This window comes from Streptomyces sp. NPDC001787, assembly GCF_040297465.1.
Lineage (GTDB): Bacteria > Actinomycetota > Actinomycetes > Streptomycetales > Streptomycetaceae > Streptomyces.
In genome coordinates this window covers 72,326-86,764 of the sequence record NZ_JBEOZE010000007.1, presented here as the reverse complement: position 1 = coordinate 86,764, position 14,439 = coordinate 72,326, and the positions used below count along the sequence as shown (strand labels likewise).

At 72.6% G+C, this 14,439-nt stretch carries 13 protein-coding genes; 6 read left to right on the top strand and 7 right to left on the bottom strand.

The features are described 5' to 3' along the window. Positions 1-12: 12 nt before the first annotated feature. Positions 13-2,103 (bottom strand): right-handed parallel beta-helix repeat-containing protein, encoded by a 2,091-nt coding sequence (locus ABT170_RS12300; protein ID WP_351866372.1) that lies wholly within the window; start codon positions 2,101-2,103, stop codon positions 13-15. A 146-nt stretch (positions 2,104-2,249) separates the two neighbouring features. Between ABT170_RS12300 and hmgA the strand changes: the two genes are divergently transcribed. The 3 genes from hmgA (at position 2,250) to ABT170_RS12285 (ending at position 5,999) form a co-directional block, all read left to right on the top strand. Further along, positions 2,250-3,569, top strand: a complete 1,320-nt coding sequence (gene hmgA / locus ABT170_RS12295; protein WP_329945540.1) for a homogentisate 1,2-dioxygenase — start codon at positions 2,250-2,252, stop codon at positions 3,567-3,569. Positions 3,570-3,736: 167 nt separating this feature from the next. Then, positions 3,737-4,531, top strand: coding sequence for a GntR family transcriptional regulator (locus tag ABT170_RS12290; protein ID WP_329945605.1), 795 nt, complete (start codon positions 3,737-3,739; stop codon positions 4,529-4,531). Positions 4,532-4,607: 76 nt separating this feature from the next. Then, positions 4,608-5,999, top strand: a complete 1,392-nt coding sequence (locus tag ABT170_RS12285; RefSeq protein WP_351866368.1) for a type ISP restriction/modification enzyme — start codon at positions 4,608-4,610, stop codon at positions 5,997-5,999. A gap of 199 nt (positions 6,000-6,198) precedes the next feature. Here the strand turns inward: ABT170_RS12285 and ABT170_RS12280 are convergent, their stop codons facing one another. Both ABT170_RS12280 and ABT170_RS12275 read right to left on the bottom strand, forming a co-directional pair. Beyond that, entirely contained in the window at positions 6,199-6,462 is a 264-nt protein-coding gene (locus ABT170_RS12280; RefSeq protein ID WP_329945542.1) for a hypothetical protein, read from the bottom strand. 240 nt (positions 6,463-6,702) lie between these two features. Next, positions 6,703-7,512: an SGNH/GDSL hydrolase family protein gene (locus ABT170_RS12275; RefSeq protein ID WP_329945543.1), complete on the bottom strand. Its 810-nt coding sequence runs from the start codon at positions 7,510-7,512 to the stop codon at positions 6,703-6,705. A 201-nt stretch (positions 7,513-7,713) separates the two neighbouring features. Here ABT170_RS12275 and ABT170_RS12270 point away from each other — a divergent pair, with 201 nt between their 5' ends. Further along, positions 7,714-8,808, top strand: a complete 1,095-nt coding sequence (locus tag ABT170_RS12270; protein WP_351866364.1) for a DUF5925 domain-containing protein — start codon at positions 7,714-7,716, stop codon at positions 8,806-8,808. Between the two features lie 64 nt (positions 8,809-8,872). Here the strand turns inward: ABT170_RS12270 and ABT170_RS12265 are convergent, their stop codons facing one another. Then, positions 8,873-9,247 (bottom strand): GntR family transcriptional regulator, encoded by a 375-nt coding sequence (locus ABT170_RS12265; RefSeq protein ID WP_351866361.1) that lies wholly within the window; start codon positions 9,245-9,247, stop codon positions 8,873-8,875. A gap of 70 nt (positions 9,248-9,317) precedes the next feature. Between ABT170_RS12265 and ABT170_RS12260 the strand changes: the two genes are divergently transcribed. After that, on the top strand, positions 9,318-10,238 hold the full coding sequence (locus ABT170_RS12260) for a GNAT family N-acetyltransferase (protein WP_329945546.1): 921 nt from the start codon (positions 9,318-9,320) through the stop codon (positions 10,236-10,238). Next, positions 10,219-10,716 (top strand): ribonuclease FAU-1 family protein, encoded by a 498-nt coding sequence (locus ABT170_RS12255; protein ID WP_351866357.1) that lies wholly within the window; start codon positions 10,219-10,221, stop codon positions 10,714-10,716. Before ABT170_RS12260 ends, ABT170_RS12255 begins: the two co-directional genes overlap by 20 nt. Before the next feature lie 50 nt (positions 10,717-10,766). Here ABT170_RS12255 and ABT170_RS12250 read toward each other — a convergent pair whose 3' ends face one another. The 3 genes from ABT170_RS12250 to ABT170_RS12240 form a co-directional block, all read right to left on the bottom strand. Beyond that, positions 10,767-12,251, bottom strand: a complete 1,485-nt coding sequence (locus tag ABT170_RS12250) for a trifunctional class I SAM-dependent methyltransferase/NUDIX hydrolase/VOC family protein (protein ID WP_351866354.1) — start codon at positions 12,249-12,251, stop codon at positions 10,767-10,769. Positions 12,252-12,355: 104 nt separating this feature from the next. Continuing rightward, the gene (locus ABT170_RS12245) at positions 12,356-13,855 is read right to left on the bottom strand and encodes a tripartite tricarboxylate transporter permease (RefSeq protein WP_351866351.1); all 1,500 of its coding nucleotides are present in this window, start codon (positions 13,853-13,855) and stop codon (positions 12,356-12,358) included. A gap of 3 nt (positions 13,856-13,858) precedes the next feature. Further along, positions 13,859-14,341, bottom strand: coding sequence for a tripartite tricarboxylate transporter TctB family protein (locus ABT170_RS12240; protein WP_329945606.1), 483 nt, complete (start codon positions 14,339-14,341; stop codon positions 13,859-13,861). Between the last annotated feature and the right edge of the window lie 98 nt (positions 14,342-14,439).

Below are 14,439 nucleotides of genomic sequence, written 5' to 3'. Positions count from 1 at the left end.
GACGGGCCGGGTTCATGACGGCTCTCCGTTCGTGACGGGCCGGGCGGCGGAGTGCTGCCGGTCCGGGTCGCCGGGGCTCTCCCGGGGCCCGCCGGCCCGCTCCGCGGCCTCCGCGCCGTGCCGGGCCGCGGCGACGACCGCCCACACCACCCACACCACACCGAGCAGCCCCCGCACCCACGCCGGGCTCAGCGGTATCCACGGGATCATCAGGACCCCCTTGTCGAAGGCGTCCAGCAGGGTGAGCGCCCCCAGGGCGAGGGTGGTCCAGCCGAAGCCGGGCCGCTCGCGGCGCAGCACGAGCCCGATCCCGGTCCACCACACACCCGTCAGCAGCAGCGCCACGGCGGGCAGATAGGTGGCGGTGAGCCCCATGGTCGCGCCGGCCACATCCAGGGCCAGGCCGACGGCGCCGAGCAGGGTCAGCGCGGTCGCGGCCCGGCTGTGGCGCAGCCTGCGCCACCACAGCACCCCGCCGACCAGGGCGAGAACCACCGCGAGCCCCAGGGCCGCCTGCACCTCGATGCGTTCGATGCCCCGTGCCCCGTACCAGTCGCAGCCCGCCGGAAGCCGGCGCGCCTGCACGTTGTAGTCGGAGCAGACGAGCAGGTGGGCGAGTTTGACCGGCTCGCCGGCCAGCCGGTCGGTGGACCCGGACACCTCGCCGCGCTCCGCTCCGCACGCGGGCAGGGTGCGCGGGGTGGAGGGTCCCGTTCCGGGCTGCCAGCAGTTGGACTCGCCCTGTCCGTCCCACCACACATCGGTCCGGTTGGGCCGGGACCTGCCCTGCTTGTCCGTGCCGAGGTGGTTGTCGGCGTAGCGGTTGTGATGGGACGTGTCGGTCTGCTTGGCGAGGGAGTCCTCGCCCCGGATGAACGCGGGGGCGGCGCTGAGGAAGAACGCGGCGCGCTCGTGCCCGTAGACCCAGTTGTTCTCGTACAGGTTCCAGTTGCCGCCCGCGGTGATGATGCCGGTGCCGGGGGGCATGGAGATCTGCGGGCAGACGACCCCCCGCTCGTAGCCGCGTTCGACGGGGGGCTTGGCGCAGGTGCCGTCGGCGACGTACGGGTAGTAGTCGGCGTTGTTGTCGTGGATCAGGTTGCGTTCGAAGCGGGCGTGGTTCTGCGGCAGGCCGGGGTGACCGGGGAAGGCGCTGTCCATGGAGGCGCCGCCCATGTTGTGGTCGAACTCGTTGTCGTGGACATAGACGGAGTCGCCCGCCGTGCCGGAGTAGCCGACCATGTTGTGGTGGCTCCGGCAGCCGGTGATCTCGATGGCGTAGCGCGGGACGTCGTAGCCGCGGCCGTCGTTGATGTTCGACGCGCTGCCCGGGTAGATGCCGGAGTCGCCGTTCCCGTAGGACTCGCAGTTCTTGTAGAGCCCGTGGTCGCTGGCGAAGGTGAGGAAGCCGTACTCGTCGTTCCACCGGGTGAGGACGTCGTCGATGACGAAGCCGTCCTGGGCCAGGACGTACAGCGAGTTGAAGGTGGTGCGCTGCGCGGTGAAGTTCTTGAAGTAGATCCCGTCGGACTTGTCCGCGCGGATCGCGTTCAGCTTCTGGTACTTGGCGTCGATGACGACATCCGTGCGGTCCGCGCCCGTCCCCTCGATCTGGAGGTTCTTCTTGCCGAGGATCGCGACCAGGTTCTGGTTGTGCGGGCACTGCTTCTGCTGCGCGTAGCTGAGGATCTGGTAGCCGAGCTGTGAGTCGGGGGCCTTGAGCCGGGCGCACTCCCCGACCGGCTTGGGGAGCGAGGGCTCCTCCTCGTAGAGGCCCGGCAGGACAGCGATGTTGGTGCCGGGCCGGACGGCCGCGTCGACCGCCTGCTGGAGATGCCGGTAGCCGGTTTCGCGGCACTGCTCGAAGAGGGCCATGTTCCGGGCCTTCAACTGTGCCGGGAAGCCCGCCGTGCGGCGCACGAAGTCCGCCCGGTCGGTCTTGCAGACCAGCAGGTCCGGTGGTCCGGTGCGGTACTCGGGAACGCTGCCGGTGCCGTCGGGCAGGGTCAGCGGCCGTTCTTCGTGCGCTTGGGCGGCCGGGGCCGCGAGCAGCGCGGCGACGAGCGCCGCGAGAACCACCAGGAGTCTGCGTGTCCACGACATGTGCGGGAGAGTAGAGCATTGTTCATCTTTTGGAACCCCCTTGCGCACCACGAATGCCGTTGACGCACCACGTTCCGATTCCTACGGTTACCCATAGGATTCGTTGTCCGGCGGATTCCAGGCACCCTCAGCACCGGGAGCGCATGATGAGCGGCATCGAGCAGGCGAGGAAGACGGCGGAGGGGCTGGCCCATTCCTCGGGTTTCGGCAATGAGCACAGCTCGGAGGCGGTACCGGGCGCCCTGCCGCACGGCCGCAACTCACCCCAGCGCGCCCCGCTGGGGCTGTACGCGGAGCAGCTGAGCGGGTCCGCGTTCACCGAACCCCGGGCCCAGAACCGGCGTTCCTGGCTCTACCGGATCCGCCCCTCCGCGGCCCACCCGCCGTTCGTCCGTGTCGACAACGGCACCGTGCGCACCGCACCGTTCACCGAGTCGGTCCCCGACCCCAACCGGCTCCGCTGGAACCCGCTGCCCGCCCCCTCCCCCGGCACCGACTTCCTGTCCGGTCTGTGGACGCTGGGCGGCAACGGCGACGCCGCGCAGCGCACCGGCATGGCCGTGCACCTCTACCACGCCAACTCCTCCATGACGGACCGGGTGTTCAGCGACTCCGACGGTGAGCTGCTGATCGTCCCGGAGCGCGGCGGTCTGCTGCTGCGGACCGAACTGGGCCTGCTGCACGTCGAACCGGGCCGGATCGCGCTGATCCCGCGCGGTGTCCGCTTCCGGGTGGAGCTGCTGGAGGAGACCGCCCGCGGCTATGTCTGCGAGAACTACGGTCAGCCGTTCGCCCTCCCCGACCTCGGCCCGATCGGCGCCAACGGCCTCGCCAACGCCCGGGACTTCCTGGCGCCGGTCGCCGCGTACGAGGACCGCGAGGGCCCGGTCGAGGTGATCAACAAGTTCTGCGGAAACCTGTGGTCCGCGACGTACGACCACTCCCCGCTCGATGTCGTCGCCTGGCACGGGAACCACACGCCGTACGTCTACGACCTGCGCCGTTTCAATGTCATCGGCACCATCAGCTACGACCACCCGGACCCCTCGATCTTCACCGTACTGACGTCACCGTCCGACACCCCCGGCCTCGCCGGAGTGGACTTCGTCGTCTTCGCCCCGCGCTGGCTGGTCGGCGAGGACACCTTCCGCCCGCCGTACTTCCACCGCAATGTGATGAGCGAGTACATGGGACTGATCGAGGGGGCGTACGACGCGAAGGCGGACGGCTTCGTCCCGGGCGGCGGCTCCCTGCACAACATGATGTCCGCGCACGGCCCCGACCGGGAGACCTTCGACCGGGCGAGCGCGGCGGAGCTGAAACCGCAGAGGATCGACGACGGCCTCGCCTTCATGTTCGAGACCCGGTGGCCGGTCACGGCGACCGCGCAGGCCGCGGGCGCCGACCACCTGCAGCGTGGGTACGACGACGTATGGCAGGGTCTGACCCGCAACTTCCGGCCATAGGCGGACCGGGGCGGAGCGCCCCGGCCGGGGAGACCGGGCCGCGGCGCCGGGACGTCGGCGGAGGGCGGGCGAGCGAGCTGAACGAGGTGGACAGGGTGAGCGAAGCTCAGGGCACGAGCCGGGTCGATGGATCGCACAGGGCCGGGGATGTGCTCGGGGCTCGGGGAATGCGCGGGACCCAGGGCGCGCGTGGGGCGGACGAGGCGCGTCGCCCGCCCTCCTTCGCACCCGACTCCCTGGTCCTGAACCGGAAGCTTCCTCTCTGGTACCAGGTCTCGCAGTCGCTGCGGGCCTCGATACTGGGCCGCCCGCAGGATGCCTCCCCGCGGCTGCCCACCGAGGAACAGCTCGCCGCGCACTACGGGGTCAGCGTGCTCACCATGCGCCAGGCACTCAAGGAGCTGGAGACGGAAGGGCTGATCAGCAGGCACCGGCGGCGCGGCACGTTCATCGAGCCGCGCGCCCGGCGCGTCTCGCCGGTCCGGCTGCTGGGCTCGGTCGACGCGATCGTGGCGCAGCAGTCGGGCGAGCGGACCACCGTGCTCGGACACGGGCCGGGCCCGGTTCCGGGCGACCTCGCCGAGTTCTTCCCGGACTGCGCCGAGGTGGTCGGCTACCGGCGGCTCCGCTGCGACGGCGAGACGGGCGAGCCCACCAACTGGGCGGAGAACGCGCTGCGCCCCGAGATCGCGGCCCGGCTCGATGTGGCCGATCTCGAACGGTGGCCGATGACCAAGGTGCTGCGCGACGCCGTGGGGGTGCGGATCTCCCGGATCACCGACACCGTCGAAGCACGCCTGGCCGACCCGGCCACCGCCGAACTGCTCCAGGTCCCGCTGCTCAGCCCGATCCTGCACTACACGGGGGTGACCTACGACGACGACGGGCGCGTCGTGGATGTGGCGCGGATCAGATACCGGGGAGACCGCTTCTCCTTCTCCGTGACGGTCGAGGCACACTGACCCCGCCCCGCGGTGGCACCGCCCGCCGCTACGATGCCGGTGGTTCGGCGGACGCGGCGGGGCGGAGGACGACACGGTGGCAGCGCGGAGGGCGGCCGGAGCCGGCGGGAACGCGGAGTTCCCGCTGCTCGACGAGTTGATGCCGTGGTCCGTACGGCCCCTCAGAACCGGACGCCCCTGGGTGAGGAGCCCCGACCCGGCGACGCTCAGGGCGCGCTGGGAGCGGCTGACGCGGGCCGAAGGCGCCGAGCGGGAGCGGCTGTTCGCGTCCAGCCGCCTCCGTACGCCGCACACCGCCGTCGCCGCTCTGCCCGGCCGGGCCACCCGTACGGGCAGATTCGCCCGGGACCCCGGCCCGTTCCCCGACCCCGTACGGATCCTGCACGGACCGTTCGACGAACAGTGGCTGATCCCCGATCACCGGCTGATCGACGCCGCCCGCCCCGAACTGTGGCGGGTCGCCGACGGGCACCAGCTCTTCGCCGTCGAGCACGGCTTCGTCCCCCAGGACACCGGGCCCGCCCTCTGGGTGAGCGCGCTGCTTCCGGACGGGCACTCCCCCGCCGGCCGGCCCGGCCGGATCCGGCCGCTGTACCGGCGGCCCGGCGGTACGGAGCCCAATCTGACGCCGGGCCTGCTCGATCTGCTGCGTGACCGGCTGGGCGACGCGGGCGAGGGCGGTTGCGGCGGCAACGACGGCAGCAGCGAGGTCGCGCTCACCGCCGAGTCCGTCCTGGCCTGGGCCCTCGCCGTCGCCCTCCCCTCCCCCGGCGGCTGCCGGGTGCCCCTGCCCGCCGACGGACGGCTCTGGGCCGCGGGTGTGGGGCTGGGCCGGGAGCTGATGCGACCGCAGTTGCGCGGGGCGCGCGGCGGGGAGCGCCCCCGGCTGCCGGGCGGCCGTCGCCCCTATGTGCGGGCCGCGATCCCGCCCCGGCCGCGGACGCTGGACTACGACCCGGACGGCGAGGTGCTCGCCGTCGGCGAGGGCCGCATCTCGCCCGTACCGGCGGGTGCCTGGGAGTTCCGGGTGGGCGGCGTACGGATGCTGGAGCTCTGGTTCGAGCGGCGTACGGCGGCGACGGCGGGGCCCGGAACCGTCGCCGGGAACGGTGCCGCGAACGGGAGCGGCGCAGCAGCCGCGCCGGGGAGCGGGGCGGGAAACGGAACGGGAGGCGGGGCGGAGGCCGGGCGTCCGCCCGTGGACGCGGGCCTGGTGGCGGTCGGCCCGCACGGCTGGCTCCAGGAGTGGACCTCGGAGCTGCTCGAACTCATCACCGTCCTCGCGCTCCTCGACGGGCTGGAGGACCGTCGGCAGGCGCTGCTGGCGCGGCTGGACGGGGCGCCGCTGATCACCCGGGAGGAGCTGGTGGGCGCCGGAGTGCTGCCCGTTCCCGCGGCGGCCCGGCGGCCCGCGTCCGTGCTCGATCACCACGAGGAAGGGCCGGAGGGGCAGTTCGCCCTGCTGTGAGCGGACCGCGGGCCCGCTCCGGTTGCCGCTCAGACCGGTGGGGGCGGGGCCGGGTGCCGCTCCGGCGCGGGGCGAGCACACCGAAGCACTGCTGCGAGCCCGGGGGATGACGGACGAGCGGGCAGCAGTGCTGTGCCGGGAGGTGTGATCGCCCGCGCCGTCCCGAGCGGCGGGCCGGCCCGGAGGTGATGCGGTCGGTTCAGCGGCGGCTGCCGAAGAGCGAGCGCCGCAGTCGCCGCAGGGGTGCGAAGAGCGAGACACGCGCGCTCTTGCTCCCGCGGCGGTGCGCGGCATCGCGCGAGGTCAGCTCACGCATCAGCAGCGTCGCTTCCGCGGCATCACGCTGGGGGACGGCAGGGCCGCCGAGCACCGCGAGATGGCGGTCGAGGCGCGAACTGGTCGCGCTGCTTCCGCATGTAATGGCAGGCACACGCGGCCTGCTTCGCACCGTTATCTGTTCCATGTCACTCCCCACCCGTACGAGGGCACCCGGCTCGGGCAGGTTAACCCTATCCCCCCGCAGTGACACCCGTGTATCCCGGCCACAGGATTGAGCACACACATACGGAGGTTGACGACCAGTTGCCGAATCTGTCCGATTCCTGGGCGACTTGGACAGATCGGAAGGGCGGAGCCACCGGCAGGAGACCCTGGCGGTCCAGGTCTCCCGCCGCGGGCACCGGCGACGGACGGCCGGACGCGGTCAGGCGGCCGAGTTCAGGACGGGCAGATAGCCGCCCGACTGCCCGGCGGCGGTGGGGTGGTAGGACTCGCCGATGTTGAGCCAGTTCACGCTGTGCAGCCAGGCGCTGCCCGAGCAGATCTCATGGCCCGTGAAGGTCTTCGCGACATCGCCGAAGGTGAATCCGTGGTCGGCGGCCCGCTTGGCGGTGGCCGCGTTGAGGTAGTCGGCGGCGCCGTTGATGGCGGCGCGCTCGTTCTCGCTCAGACCGGCGAGGCAGCTGCCGCCCAGCTTGTAGAAGCGGGGGTAGCCGAGGACGACGACCCGGGCGGAGGGCGCCTTGGCACTGATCGCCGCGTACACGGAGTCGAGCTTGCCGGGCAGGGTGGAGTCGACATAACTGCGGGCCGTGGCGATCCGGCTCAGACAGGTCGACTCCGACTGGAGGACACAGGTGGTCATGACGTCGGCGAAGCCCGCGTCGTTTCCGCCGATGGAGATCGAGACCAGGTCGGTCGAGGAGTTCAGCGGACCGAGCTGACCGCCCGTGACATCACCGGTGCGGGCGCCGGAGCAGGCGGTGAAGGCGAACGAGGCGGGCGAGTTGGCGGCGGCCCAGAGCGCCGGGTAGGCGCGGGTGCTGCGCTTGCAGTCGCCGCTGCCGCTGTCGTAGCTGCCGGCCCCGACACCCGAGGAGTACGAGTCGCCGAGCGCCACGTAGTCGACGGCCTTCACGGAATCCGCGGCGCTCGCCGCACCCGCGCCGGTGAGGGCGAGCACCGTACCGAGCAGGAGAGAGGACGAGAACGCCACGAGTCTGGACATTTTCATGGGACCTCCTTGAGCAGGGGTATCTGCGTCCCTACGTCGTAGCAGGCCCCACCGCCGATCAGGAAGTGTGCATGTCAAAGATATTTGTCGAATGCGCCTTGCCGCCCCCCTGAGTTCACCGGAAGCCGGGGGGCGGCCGGTCCGGTACGAGGTGGTGAAACCCGGGTGCGCGGGGTGGTCCCGTGCCGGATCATGGGCGCCATGTCCGCCAACCCCGAGTCCGCTCTGCCGATCCGGCTCACCGTCGACGACAGTGATTCACCCTCCGATGTCGTCGACGCGCTGTTCCTGGGCCGGTTCGCGACGGGTGAGCAGCCGTACTCCCACAGCTCCTCCCTCGAAAGCGTCAAGTCCGGGGCCACGCTGCTGCCTCCGGCCGCCAAGGTGCTGCGGGCCGCCCGGGGCGACGACCGCAGTGCCGTGCTCGCCGAGGGCGAGGGCTGGACCCTGCTGGTCTCCCGGTGGAGCCGCGGCGCCGACCTCACCGTCACCGCGACCAGCCCCGAGCTGGCGGAGAAGGTGCTCGGCCAGGCGACGGACGGCGCCCGGGACGAGCCGGAACCGCAGCCCGACGACGTGGCCATGGGCTTCTGGTACGTCTCCCCCCGGCGCGGCCCGCACCGCACCACCCGGCAGATCTCCGCCGGGACGTGGGACGAGGTCCGCCCCAACTACACCGCTCCGGTGGCCGAGGCCATGGACCGGCTGATGAAGGTGACCCCCGAGGACATCTCGGGCCGGCTGCTCCTGCTGCACGGCCCGCCGGGCACCGGCAAGACCTCGGCGCTGCGCACCCTGGCCCGGTCCTGGCGCGACTGGTGCCAGGTCGACTGCGTACTGGACCCGGAACGGCTCTTCAACGATGTCGGCTATCTGATGGACATCGCGATCGGCGAGGACGACGGCACGGCGAAGGAACGCTGGCGCCTGCTGCTCCTGGAGGACTGCGACGAGCTGATCCGCGGCGAGGCCAAGCACACGGCGGGCCAGGCGCTGTCCCGGCTGCTGAACCTGACGGACGGTCTGCTGGGCCAGGGCCGCAACGTCCTCGTGGGGGTCACCACCAATGAGGACCTGGAACGGCTTCATCCGGCGGTCGTCAGGCCGGGCCGCTGCCTGGCCCGTATCGAGGTGGGGCCGCTGACCCGCGAGGAGTCGGTGTCCTGGCTGGGTACGGAGGAGGGGCTGGGACGGGACGGTGCGACGCTCGCCGAGCTGTACGCGCTGCGCCGCGGCAGCGGTCCCGCCTCGGTGCCGAAGCAGGACGCGGGAGCGGACGCGGGCCTGTATCTCTGAGCGGCGGTCCGCCGTCCCCGCCGCCGTGCCTCTGCCCGGCGGACCCGGTGCGCCCGGGGCTTCGTCAGCGCGTGTACGCGGCCCGCACGGCGTCCTGGGCGAGCGACACCGCCTGCGCACGGGACAGCCCGAGCCGCCGGGCCAGTTCGGCGTACTCCTGCGCGGCCGTCGCGGCCTTGCGCTCGGCCGCGTCCCCCGCCGCGGCGACGAAGGTCCCGTTCCGGCCCCGGGTCTCGATCACCCCGTCGGCCTCCAGCGCCCGGTAGGCCTTGGCCACGGTGTTGGCGGCGAGGCCGAGTTCATCGGCGAAGCCGCGTACGGTCGGCAGCCGGTAGCCGACGGGCAGCGCGCCGGAGCGGGCCAGTTCGGAGAGCTGCGTGCGCAACTGCTCGTACGGGGCGGTGCTGGCATCCGGGTCAATGGCGATCTTCAGAGTCACGGGGCGATTCTCCCCCACCGCGGGAAAATGGGGAGGCGGTCGCGGCCGTGCTCCACGTAGCGTCCGGCGCATGACTGTGATTGTTCGCGACTTCCTCCCCACCGATGCCGAGGGCTGGGTACGGGTGCGCCGGGCCGCCCTTCCGTACATGGTGACCACGGCCGAGCAGGTGGCCTTCGACCTCGCCACCGCCCATCCGGACCGCCGGTACCGGCTGCTGGTCGCCGAGGAGGACGGGGAGGTCATCGGAACCGCGCAGGTGGGCATCTCCCACGACACCCCCGAGCCCGGCCAGGGGTTCTGCAACCCGTACACACACCCGGACCGGCTGGGGCGCGGGGCGGGTTCGCTGCTGCTGAGCACGGCCGAGGAGTATCTGGCCGGGATCGGGGCGGTCGCCGTGTACACCTGGGTGCTCGAAGGGACGGCCGGCCGGGAGTTCGCTCGGAAGCGCGGCTACGGGCCGAGCCGCCCGGCCCACTTCCTCCACCTCGACCTGGGGAACAGCACGCTGCCGCCGCTCCAGGACGTCCCGGCGGGCGTCGAACTGCGTACGGCGGCCTCCTTCGCCGACGATCCGCGGCCACTGTTCGAGGCGGACGCGGAGACGACGGCGGACGAGCCCAGCGACACCCCCTCCGAACTGGCGGACTACGAGGACTGGCTGAACAGGACCTGGCGCCATCCCTCCTTCGACCGTGAGCTGACCTCGGTGGCGATGGTGGACGGCGAGGTGGCGGCGTTCAGCGCGGCCACCACCGACGGCGACACGACGTATGCGACGGGGATGACCGGCACCCGCCGGGCCCACCGCGGCCGGGGGCTGGCGAAGCTCGCGAAGAACGACTCCCTGCACCGGGCGCGCGCCGCCGGATACACGGACGCGTACACCGGCAATGACGCGGGCAACGGTCCGATGCTGGCGATCAACGAGTGGTTCGGTTACCGGATCTGTGCCACGGAGGTACGCCATGTCCGCGCGCTCGGCTGAACCGGTGGACGTGGTCGTCGCCCTGACCAAGGCGGGCCGCACCAAGATCCGCTACCCCGCCCGTCTGGTCCGCGACGAGGGCGGGCGGGTGACCGTGAGGGCTCCCTGGGCGGCGCCCGGGGTCCGGGACTTCGGCTTCGTACGGTTCGAACCGGGGGATGTGTTCACCGAGCACTACTGGCGGGACCGGTGGTTCGCGGTGAAGGAGGTCCGCACGGGGGCCGGCGAGCTGAAGGGCTGGTACTGCGACATCACCCGGCCCGCCGTCCTGGCGGGCGGCGTGCTGGAGGTCGAGGATCTGGATCTCGACCTGTGGGTGTCGGCGGACGGATCGTCCGTACTGCGGCTGGACGAGGACGAGTTCGCCGACAGCGGCCTCGCCGAACGCGACCCGGCCGCGGCCGGCGCGGCGGTGCGGGCCCTGGACGAACTGGAACACCTCGCCCGCACCGAAGGGCTGGCCCCGCTGCTCGTGTGAGGGCCCGCCCGCCGTGCGCCCGGCCCTGACGTGATCCTGCGGGACGGCTCTCAGCGGGTGCCCGCCACCAGCTCCACCTCGTACCCCGCCGGGTCCTCCAGATACGCGGCGCAGTGCTCGGCGCCGCCCGCGAAGGGATGACGGTCGGGGAACAGCAGCCGCCAGCCGTGCCCGGGGGCATCGGCGACCAGGGCGTCGAGGGCCGCCCGGTCGCGGACGTGGAAGGCCAGGTGGTTGAGACCGGGGCGGCGGCGGTCGTGCGGGCCGTCGGCCAGGGCGGGCGACTGCTCCAGGACGAGATAGCTGTCGCCGCGCCGCCAGCTGCGGCCGTACTGCCACTGCTGGTACGGGACATGGCCGAGGCGTCCGAGCAGCCAGCCCCAGCTTCTCGCGGCCCCGGCCAGGTCGGGTACCCAGAGCTCGATGTGGTGGACCCGGCCGGTGCCTGCCCCGGCGGGCGGCAGGGGGACGGCCCGGCGGACACCCGCCGGGTCGTACGCGATGGGGTCGCCGTCCTCGTGCCAGTGGATCAGGAACCGTTCGTCCGCGCGGTATCCGTCGAGTCCCGCACGGCAGTAGGCGACGATGTCGTCCGGCAGCCCGTCCAGCGGGAACCAGGCCAGCTCCGCGCACTTGTCCGGCTCGGCGTTGCGCGGCGGGCGGGCCGCGTCGTACTCCGCCTCGAAGAACCAGCCCATGCGCGGACCGCCGCCGGGACCCCGGTGCTGCATCACGAGCGCCACCCGCAGCTCCTCGGGGTCCAGCGCCACCCCGATCTCCTCGGACGCCTCCCGGATCATCGCCTCCCGGACGTCCTCGCCGTCCTCCGCGTGGCCGGAGGGCAGGTTGAACAGGCCGTCCCCGTATCCCGTACCGGCCCGGCGGGCGAGCAGGACGTCGGGGCCCCGGCGGAGGATCAGATGAACGTCGACGACCTCGGTGTGCCGTCGCGGCGGCTCCGCGCGGGCCACCAGGGCATACCGCTCGTCGTCCACCTCCCTGCCCCACAGCCGGGCGTCCCCGGAGAGGGCCTCGTGGTGGATGCGCTCCGTGTGCGGGGCCAGCAGCCCGGTGAGACGGGCCGCGGAGAGACCGACGCCGCCCCACACCCCCTCGATCAGCACCAGCCGCCCACCCGGTCTCAGCAGCGCGAACCAGTGGCGGAGGGCCGCCGCCGGATCGGGCAGCAGCCACACCACGTGCCGTGCCACGATCACATCGAACCGCCGGTCCCCCACCGGCGGCCGGACGGCGTCCCCCACCAGCACCTCGGTGCCGGTCCCGGCGAGCTTGGCGCGTGCCTGCTCGGCCATGCGGGGCGAGCGGTCGACGGCGGTGACCCGGTGCCCCTGACCGGCGGCGAGCAACGAGATGCTGCCGGTCCCGCAGCCCAGGTCGAGCACTTCGGAGCCGGTGGCGGGCAGCCAGCTCTCCAGCCGCCCGGCCCAGGCGTGGCGGACCGCCGGATCGAGCAGCCCGTGGTCGGGCTCCTCGTCGAAGGAGTCGGCGGCGGCGTCCCAGTCGATCGTCGTCATGCCCCCGATGGTCTCAGCCGCCACTGACAGCGCGGGGGCCGCTTCCCTCCGTTCCGGCCGCTCTCAAGGGCCTGAGGGCTGTCCCGTACTCCTTGTCGCGGGCGCTACTTCGTGGCCCCGGCCCGCCGGCGCACCACCCGCCCGCGCACCGGCGGCCAGGCCACGATCAGCACCACGATCGCGTAGACGGTCACCGAGAACGGGGTGTCGGCCAGGCCCGAGACGCTCCCGTCGCTGATCTGGAGTGCGCGCCGCAGCTGCTGTTCGGCGGCGGGGCCGAGGATCACCCCGATCACGGCGGGCAGCACCGGCAGCCCGTACCGCCGCATACCGAACCCGATCAGCCCGATGACCAGCAGGACCACCAGGTCGAACGACTCGCCGCCGACCGCGTAGGCACCGACCGCGGCGAAGAACAGGATGCCCGCGTACAGATAGGGGCGCGGGATCCGCAGAAGCTTCGCCCACACGGGTGCCAGCGGCAGGTTGAGGGCGAGCAGCAGCACCATGCCGACGAAGAGCGAGGCGATGAGGCCCCAGACCAGCTCGGGTTCGCGTTCGAACAGGAGCGGGCCGGGCTGGATGCCGTACTGCTGGAAGGCGGCCAGCATCACGGCGGCGACGGCGGTGGTGGGCAGACCGAGGGTGAGCATCGACACGAGCGTGCCGGCCGCGGAGGCGGAGGCCGCCGCCTCCGGCCCCGCGACACCTTCGATGGCGCCCTTGCCGAACTGCGCGCGGTGTCGGGAGAGACGTTTCTCCGTGACGTACGAGAGGAAGGTGGGGATCTCCGCTCCGCCCGCCGGGATCGCGCCGAACGGGAAGCCGATGAGGGGGCCGCGCAGCCAGGGCTTCCAGGTGCGCCCGAGGTCCTCCCGGCCGAGCCAGGGGCGGCCGACGGGGATCGGCTCGCCGGTGGAGCGGCGCAGATGGGCGGCGACCCAGAGCGCCTCGCCGATGGCGAAGAGGCCGACCGCGACGATCACCACGTCGACCCCGTCGGCCAGGTGGAGCGAGCCGAAGGTGAGGCGCTGCCGGCCGGTCATCCCGTCGAGGCCCACGAGGCCGATGGTGAGACCGATGAGGAGGGAGGCGAGGCCGCGGATTCGGGAGGAGCCGAGGACGGAGGTGACGGCGATGAAGGCCAGCACCATGATCGCGAAGTAGTCGGGGGCACCGATGTCCACGGCGAGCGAGGCCACCGTCGGGGCGAGGACGACCAGCAGGACCGTGCCGATCATGCCGCCCGCGAAGTGTCCGATCGCCGCGGCGGCCAGCGCCTGTGCGCCGCGGCCGGCCCTGGCCATCGGGTTGCCCTCGATCGCGGCGACGACGGCCGCGCTCTCCCCGGGGGTGTTGAGGAGGATCGAGGTGGTCGAGCCGCCGAACATCGCGCCGTAGTAGATCCCGGCGAACATGATGAACGCCCCGGTCGGTTCGAGTCCGTAGGTGACCGGCAGCAGCAGCGCCACCGCCATGGCCGGTCCGATGCCGGGGAGCACACCGATCGCCGTGCCCAGCAGGACGCCGAGGGCGGCCCAGAGCAGGTTGACGGGCGTGAGCGCGGTGCCGAAGCCGTCGATGAGGGAGTTGAGGGAATCCATCGGTCAGACCACTCCCATCAGCGGGCCGCCGGGGAGGGGGACCCCGAGCAGCTTGTCGAAGACGATGTACGTGACGAGGGAGAGCCCGGCCGCGATGAGCGGGTCGCGGTCGTGGTGCCGGCTGCCCAGCGCGTGGGCGGAGCCCCAGAAGAGCAGTGCCCCGGCGGCCGGGAAGCCGAGCGGCTCGATCAGTACGGCGCCCGCGAGGAACACCGCGGCGAGCAGGAGCACGGTGCGCCGGTCGGCCGGCTCGGCGAGGTCGACGTCCTCGCCTCCCTCCGCCTCGCCGCGGCCTCCGCGCAGGACGTCCGCGGCGAGGAGGACGGCGACCAGGAGCAGCCCGGCGCCGACGACGACCGGGACGGTCCTGGGACCGACGGGTCCGCGCTGGGTGATGTCGAGGCTCATGGTGAGGGCGTCGGTGAGGACGAGGACGCCGAGGGCCAGCAGCAGGACACAGACGCCGAGTTCGGAGTGCCCGCGCAGCCAGGAACCGCGCCCCGAAGGGGTGCCTGGTCCGGGGGCGGGTTCATGGGCGGGGCCGGGACCGGTATCGGGTCCGGTACCGGGGTCGGGGGCGGGGG

Bases quoted from the DNA above. Each gene is read 5' to 3' on its own strand.
- ABT170_RS12300 (WP_351866372.1), bottom strand. From the start codon at position 2,103: ATGTCGTGGACACGCAGACTCCTGGTGGTTCTCGCGGCGCTCGTCGCC.
- hmgA (WP_329945540.1), top strand. From the start codon at position 2,250: ATGAGCGGCATCGAGCAGGCGAGGAAGACGGCGGAGGGGCTGGCCCAT.
- ABT170_RS12290 (WP_329945605.1), top strand. From the start codon at position 3,737: ATGCGCGGGACCCAGGGCGCGCGTGGGGCGGACGAGGCGCGTCGCCCG.
- ABT170_RS12280 (WP_329945542.1), bottom strand. From the start codon at position 6,462: ATGGAACAGATAACGGTGCGAAGCAGGCCGCGTGTGCCTGCCATTACA.
- ABT170_RS12275 (WP_329945543.1), bottom strand. From the start codon at position 7,512: ATGAAAATGTCCAGACTCGTGGCGTTCTCGTCCTCTCTCCTGCTCGGT.
- ABT170_RS12270 (WP_351866364.1), top strand. From the start codon at position 7,714: ATGTCCGCCAACCCCGAGTCCGCTCTGCCGATCCGGCTCACCGTCGAC.
- ABT170_RS12260 (WP_329945546.1), top strand. From the start codon at position 9,318: ATGACTGTGATTGTTCGCGACTTCCTCCCCACCGATGCCGAGGGCTGG.
- ABT170_RS12255 (WP_351866357.1), top strand. From the start codon at position 10,219: ATGTCCGCGCGCTCGGCTGAACCGGTGGACGTGGTCGTCGCCCTGACC.
- ABT170_RS12250 (WP_351866354.1), bottom strand. From the start codon at position 12,251: ATGACGACGATCGACTGGGACGCCGCCGCCGACTCCTTCGACGAGGAG.
- ABT170_RS12245 (WP_351866351.1), bottom strand. From the start codon at position 13,855: ATGGATTCCCTCAACTCCCTCATCGACGGCTTCGGCACCGCGCTCACG.